The following is a 6,809-nucleotide window of genomic DNA, read 5'->3' as shown; positions in this document are numbered from 1 at the left end:
GATACTGCTTTACATTCACATTCCTCGACAGGCAGGATGGCTCATGCAAAGCCCGTTCAAGATTCATTGTAAAATATTACACATTTTGTCCGGTTTAATGCCTTAGCATTGGCTGCACCACTGGTCGCGCAAAAATTAGAGACACCGCAGCGCGAACAGATCGGCATGGTCCTCGGCAAAACGGTCTATCGCGATCAGCTTGAGGCTGAATCCACTGATAAACTCACTCATGCACTTCAGTATCATTTCTATACTGCACTAGCGGAAGCTTATCTTGAGAAACACCGAATCCGGCTTGAACCAACCCAGCAGGAATTTCATGTGTTTGCAGAAGACGAACCCGACTTGAAAAAATTTAGTGTCACCCAGATCGCTTTGATGCAAGCGAAATTGCGTCAGTTGGAGCGCAGCCTGAAAACGCCTGGTCTCTCCGATCAACAACGCCAGAAACTTGAGAAAGTACGCAACACACTGGAGGATCAGCAGCAATTGAATCTCGCCTCGTTTGTATATGATCTGCTGATACTCTGGAAAATGGAGTTGGAAATTTACCATCGTTATGGCGGTGGCCGAGTCCGATCTCTCATGATCGGTTTTGAAGCCCTTGATGCCAACTATCGCTGGCTAAAAGCGGAAGAGAAAAAAGGCCGTTTCAAAATCTCAGATCCGAAATTGCTCACCTTATTCTACGCTTACTGGACCGACACCTTCAGCTACGGATTTCTCATGCAGGATCAGGAAGAAATCCGCCGGGATTTCCTCGAACCGATCTGGTTGCGCCAGGCTCGTTCAGAAACGCCGGTCGCGGCTAAAAAGCCCTGACCGCTTACTCAGCTGGTTTGTCCATGCCTTCCACACCGATACACACCAACTCTTCCTTACGTTTCCCGCCTGACTCTTTTCCCACTCTGAGAAACAGTCGGCCATCGACGACAGCCGGGCTCGAGTAGCAGTCGTCGCCCAGTTTGTTGTTGCTCACTTCAGTATAACCGTCCGGATTCGCTTCAAACACGAACGTTTCGCCCGCTGAATTCGTGACATAGAGCAACCGATTACAGAGAATCGGCGAGGCACTGAAAGAACCGCGCAAACGATTTTTCCAGAGTTCCTTGCCGGTCTCGGTTGACCAGCAGTAGGCGATGCCATCGTCCGTGATCCCGTAAAGCTGTTCTCCATCCACCAGCAGCGACGGCTCATAGACCTTGGTGTTGTCAGACCAGAGCAACTTGCCTTCGGCTGACAGGCAGACTGTCTCCCGCTTCGGATATCCGCCACTGGCAAAAATCTGGTTGTCGTTTGTCACGATCGTGCCGCAAGTCGCTTCTGCCAGACAGGGAGTGCTCCAGATTTCCTTCCCCGTCGCCGGATCGTAACTGGTGATCTGATCGCAACCGCTGATCAGCAACTGATCGCGGCCACCGACATGTGCCACCACCGGGCTGGAATAGGTGCTGATCGCAGGCCGCGAAACACGCCAGGCGATTTCTCCCGTTTTGCGGTCCAGAGCAGCAAGATAGCCACCCCCCTGATTATCCGCCGCGATGATCACAAACGATTTATAGAGCAGAGGGGAAGGGGCGTAACCAAATTTCGAATTAAAGGATCCCACTTCCTGCTGCCAGAGTCGCTTGCCGTTCAGATCGAGGGCCGTCGCGGTGATCTTCCCGGAATTCAGAAAAACAGCATAAATGCGTTCGCCATCACAGTACACTGTGCCATTCGCATTGGTCCCTTTTTTATGCAGTTCTCCTGGAGAAGGGAAACCGCCTGTATGCACCACGGTTTCCCAGCGGATCGTTCCATCGGCACGATCGAAGGCCATGACCATCTGCTCCTGATTCACGTCATCGGCGGTGGCCAGCAAAACCAGATCTTTTACGACCACAGGCGAACTATGTCCCCGCCCGGGGATGAACGTCCGCCAGATCACGTTCTTTGTTTCATTCCACTCGATCGGCAGGCTCTGATCGGGTGCGTGGCCGTTCCGCTCTGGCCCGCGCCAGCCTGGCCAGACCGAGGAAAGATTGGGAAGCTCAGAGTCACTTAATGAGACGCCGCTGGCTTGTACCGAAATCTCTTCCACGGGAGTCGTTTTCGTACAACCGGCAAACAACAGAATTCCGATCAGAAACAATCGATTAGAAAATGAGACCATCCGGTTCACTCCTCCTTGAAGCTGTTTTTTGAAGTTTGATGGCGGGACATTTTTTCATTGACTGGGTTCGCACTCATTCTGCGCAAAAGGCAGAATGAGTGCCGTTTCAGAATACTTTTCCTGATCGATTATAATTTCTTCAGGAAGACATCACGAAACCGAATTTCGCCGCCGTGTGTCTGTAATTGAATCGGACCGGTCGCGTAGATCGGATCGTCTTTTTCGTAGTAGTTATCCATCTTCTGGTTGTCTACAACCAGTTTGCCATTCAAATAAACGGTGACTTTTTCACCTTTCATGATGATCCGAAGCTGGTTCCACTCACCAAACGGGTTGTCGGCATGGACGAGCGGGTATTTGCCTTCGCCTTTGTTGTTAAACAATCCCCCTGATCCCAGGTTGGCCTTGCGATCCCATTTGCCGCCTTCTTTGGTGGTATCCCAGATCTGTACCTGTGGCACGCCACGCAGGTAGATACCGCTGTCTGCTTTCGCCACGGTTTTATAATCGAGCAGCAATTCGAAATCGCCATAATCTTCGGCTGTGGTCAGGTAAACGCCATGGCCGTCATTCACCAGTTCTCCCTCTTCCACAGACCAGTGTTTCAGAACGTCTTCCCAGTTCTTTTTCAGCAGTTCCTCGCGCTCCGCAGGAGGCATCTTCTTGACTGCCAGAGGACTTTTACCTTTGACGGTGTGATAGTTCATCCCGATCCAGCCTGACAAGTCTTTCCCGTTAAACAGAGCGACAAACCCCTCAGGTGGCAAATTGTGCGCTTTTGCATCTTTTTTCTCACCCGCTGATAACACAGCCGGCCCCAGACATGAAAGTACCAATACTGCAAAGAAACTCTGCTTCAGACAAATCGGCGTATACATAAGTCATTCCTCTTGTTGTCAGTGTTGAGAATAATCGTACTTACCATAGGGCAAACTAGAACGCGTCCCATTTAACCAGAGTGTCACCCGGGCAATTGTACTCGGTCCGAATAGTCCTGGATGTGCTGCAAAAAACCTGGACGCAGGTTAGTTGTATCAATTACTGTAATTTTACGGCCTGTGAATTACAATATGAGAGCAAAAAGTAGTTTGAATTTCCTGATTTCCGGTCACCGGAGAATTAAACGGAACCCGTGCTGATTACACCGGATACATTCATACCGAATCGCCCGGCAAACCCTGAAAACTAATTAAAATGCCGCGGAGAGCAGAGCGGCTTTGATTGCAGGGAAACAGGCGTTGTCCAGATTCTTCAAATATGAAAGATTCCCGGTAGCAAGCAGGCTGCCCGCTACGTTTTAGAGTGAGTGCCCCTTCAATGAGCTGCACACGGCTATGGCGCAGTTTGTTTCACGGTAGCACCACTGAACCTTTCCCCTTGGCCTGAATTTTCAGCTACACTCCTGCTATGAGTGTCAGTCTGGAAAGAGAGGCCAACAACTTGCCGGCGTGACTTCAGAATCTCTTAAGGGTCAACATGAATTCTGAAAATCGAATCGAAAATTTTACTGCTGCAGATTCCGTTACGGAACGCATGCCGCTGGAATTATTAGCGAGCCGGTTTGTCGATGAGCATCGGCGGTGGATGAATCCCTCTGTGGAAGCTTATGCAGTCGCTTATCCGGAACATGCTGCAGAAATCCGCGAGAGTTTTCCCGTACTGATTGCCATGGAACAGTGGAAAGGCAACCAGGAATATACCAGTCTGCGGCGGAAGCTCCCCGATCCCTCCCGGATCAAACAACTGGGTGATTGCCGCATCATTCGCGAAATCAGCCGCAGCCGCACTTCAATTTTATATGAAGCGGTGCAGGGGAAACTGAATCGCCGTGTGTTTGTAAAATTGCTACCCTGGAAATCAGAAATGACACCACGCTGGCGGGAACGATTCGAGCGTGAAGCACGCCTGGTTTCACGTTTGCGACATCCGAATATCGTTTCATTTTATAACACGGGAGAAGATCAGGGGTTCTGTTATTCAGTCATGGAACTAGTCAAGGGGATCGGACTGGATCAGCTCATTCAATATCTTGCAGGTGAGAAGAAATCACATCCGCATGAAACCGAGGCACTAACAGAAGCAGTCGCACGCACTTTGCAGAAGAATCGCTGGCGTGCATTTGCGAGCATCGGGTTACAGGCAGCGCAAGCCTTGAAGTACGCGCACAGCCGCGAAACATTTCACAACGATCTGAAACCGGAAAATATAATGATCGATGGTGAAGGGCATACCTGGGTCAACAATTTCAGTCTGGCGCAAGTTGCAGAAGGGGCATTAAAACAGCAAGCAGCAAAAACATTATGCTACCAGGCTCCAGAGCGATTTGAGGGGGAGAATCATGCGCAAAGTGACGTTTATTCCCTGGGAATGGTGATGTATGAATTGGCGACACTGATACCTGCGTTCCATTCTCAAAGTTCGATCGAGCTTGTTAATCAGATTAAAAATCAGGAACCGCAGAGACCGCGCGAGCGGAATGCATCAATCCCCGCTGATTTCGAAACGATCATTTTGAACTGCATCGCAAAATCGGAACAACAACGGTATCGATCAGCCGAAGCACTCAGCGGGGATCTTGTGCGATTTATCAATGGCAAGCATGTAAAAAGCCGCAACAAAAATCGCGGTACCTTCAAAGGACACTGGTTTGCATTCTGGAAACGACAAGCTCGAGTTCTCTGAAGGCCAGCAAAACGGTTCGTTTCACCGGCGCGGCGGGGGGCGTCTGCCTCGAGGGAGCTCAGGTCTGTCGTCTCTATCGTCCCGTGGACGGTGCCCGTCGTGGAGTGGACGTCGTCTTTCATCAAAACGGCGGCGCATGCCATCTGGGTACAGTTCCCTGAATGCAGCCTCGTATTGATCAAATTTCTCCCACATCAGCCAGCTTCCCACATCATCCTGTGTTTTCTGGTAAACTTTGGCAAGTTCCTCGGTGGCGTTGAGCAGCTCTGCATAGAGGCCAGCCGACTGAGAATCGGATTTCAAGTCTGCTTCCAGACTTTGAATGGCACTTTCCAGGAGACCAATTGCTTCTGTATCACTGCCTTTCCTGATTAGAATCCTCGCCAGGCCGATTTTAAACTTTGTCAGCCACTTTTTGTGCTCAGGTGACTCGGGAAATTGCAGCGTCAGTTCTTCTTGTAACCTGAGTGCGGTTCTTAATGAAAGCTCAGCAGCATCGTGACGATGACGTATCTCATGCGGCGGAGCATTGCCGTCTGAAACGGTATCCAGCGCATGAGCCAGCTTATTATGCGCGTGTATCAGAGAGATCTTGTATTCCGGAATGGTGGGATAATCGGAAACCAGGCGGCTGGCATGCTGAATTGCTTTCTGCAGGCGTTCAGTCAAAGACTCATCCATATCTTGCGGCATTGCATCACTGATATCGATTCGCTCATACGATTTTACGACTGCCTGTCGATAGTCGGCAACATGCGGGTGTTCTTCTACCAGACTTTCCAGAATGTTCAGCACACGTTCCTGTTTGCTGTTATCCTCCGGTGATTGCGGGAAATGATCCGAAACCTGTTCCTGCAGACAGAGTGCCAGTAAGTAGCGGGATTCGGGTTCCGGATGCGCGATATTAACCAATGGCTCAAGTAAGTCGATGGCCTGTTGTAATTGAACCTGATCTGCCCTTTGTTCGTCACCACCTGCAGGGAACCGAGGGGCGGGATCCGTTCTTCTGCTTCCCTTCACTTGACCGGGACGAAATTTACGCGACTTCAAATAATAGGAACGTGCCAGTTCAAATCGGATGGCAGGCTGCTCCGGATTTTTTGAGAGTTCCTCTTTCAGTAACTGCTCCGCTTTCTGATACGAATCGTTCGCCGCCGTGACTTGATTGAGATACCAGTCAATTCGTCCAATTTCATTGTAGAGTGTGGCAATCGTGAGAATATCTGATTTGCCGGGATTCTGCTGATACAGGCCGAGCGATTTCTGATACGCCTCTAATGCCGACTTGAAATCTCCCAGACGACGGTGAATATCACCGACCTTGTGCTGCGCATTGGCAGCCTTGATTTGAAATTCGCGCTGTGACCCGGTCGATTCTGCCAATTGCTCATAAAATTGCACCATGCCGGCCAGCAGATCGGCTGATTCCCGTGACAACACCGGCTCCGAATAGTCGGCGGTTGAATTCGTCTTGTCACTAGAGTGAGCGCGGCTCGGAACAAACCGGTCGAAAACGCGGTCGAGTGCTGCGGTCGCGAGTTGGGAAGAAGCTTCCGCCCGTTTTCGTTCCTGACGTTCCCTCTCAAAGCCAACCACCATCGTGATTCCCAGCAGCAGCAGCAAGCTGACCGCAAGCCCCGATAAGCTTGCAATAGCAGGATTTCTGCAACTCCAGCGCCAAAGACTTTCGATCAGCGTAACGCGTCGCGCCCGAATCGGACGGTTTTCTAGATAGCGATTCAGATCGTCCGCCAGATCACTGGCTTTCTGATAGCGATGTTTCGTATCCGGCGCGATGGCTTTGAGGACAATTGTTTCGAGATCGCGAGAGATTTCAGGATTGAGACGCCGCGGGGGAATAATCGAGCCTTGTGTAATCTGCTCAATCATCTCATGCCGACTCGTACGCACAATCGCAGAACGCCTGGTCAATAATTCATACAGTGTAATGCCCAGGCCATAAATATCACTC

The 6,809-nt window shown here is 50.5% G+C and carries 5 protein-coding genes; 2 read left to right on the top strand and 3 right to left on the bottom strand.

Translation table 11 applies throughout. From position 1 onward, the window contains the following. The first annotated feature begins 108 nt into the window (after positions 1-108). On the top strand, positions 109-822 hold the full coding sequence (locus tag Q0294_RS15660; RefSeq protein WP_299467318.1) for a hypothetical protein: 714 nt from the start codon (positions 109-111) through the stop codon (positions 820-822). A gap of 4 nt (positions 823-826) precedes the next feature. On the opposite strand, the gene Q0294_RS15655 is transcribed toward Q0294_RS15660, so the two are convergent. After that, on the bottom strand, positions 827-2,155 hold the full coding sequence (locus Q0294_RS15655; RefSeq protein ID WP_299467316.1) for a PQQ-like beta-propeller repeat protein: 1,329 nt from the start codon (positions 2,153-2,155) through the stop codon (positions 827-829). Positions 2,156-2,283: 128 nt separating this feature from the next. After that, positions 2,284-3,033: a DUF1080 domain-containing protein gene (locus Q0294_RS15650; protein WP_299467314.1), complete on the bottom strand. Its 750-nt coding sequence runs from the start codon at positions 3,031-3,033 to the stop codon at positions 2,284-2,286. 598 nt (positions 3,034-3,631) lie between these two features. On the opposite strand from Q0294_RS15650, the gene Q0294_RS15645 reads away from it, so the two are divergent. Next, on the top strand, positions 3,632-4,837 hold the full coding sequence (locus tag Q0294_RS15645) for a serine/threonine-protein kinase (protein ID WP_299467312.1): 1,206 nt from the start codon (positions 3,632-3,634) through the stop codon (positions 4,835-4,837). A 21-nt stretch (positions 4,838-4,858) separates the two neighbouring features. Here the strand turns inward: Q0294_RS15645 and Q0294_RS15640 are convergent. Next, on the bottom strand, positions 4,859-6,809 hold a 1,951-nt coding region (locus Q0294_RS15640; protein ID WP_299467310.1), incomplete at its 5' end, for a tetratricopeptide repeat protein.

Source organism: uncultured Gimesia sp. (genome assembly GCF_937919775.1).
Classification (GTDB): domain Bacteria; phylum Planctomycetota; class Planctomycetia; order Planctomycetales; family Planctomycetaceae; genus Gimesia.
This window is presented reverse-complemented; position numbering and strand designations above follow the sequence as displayed.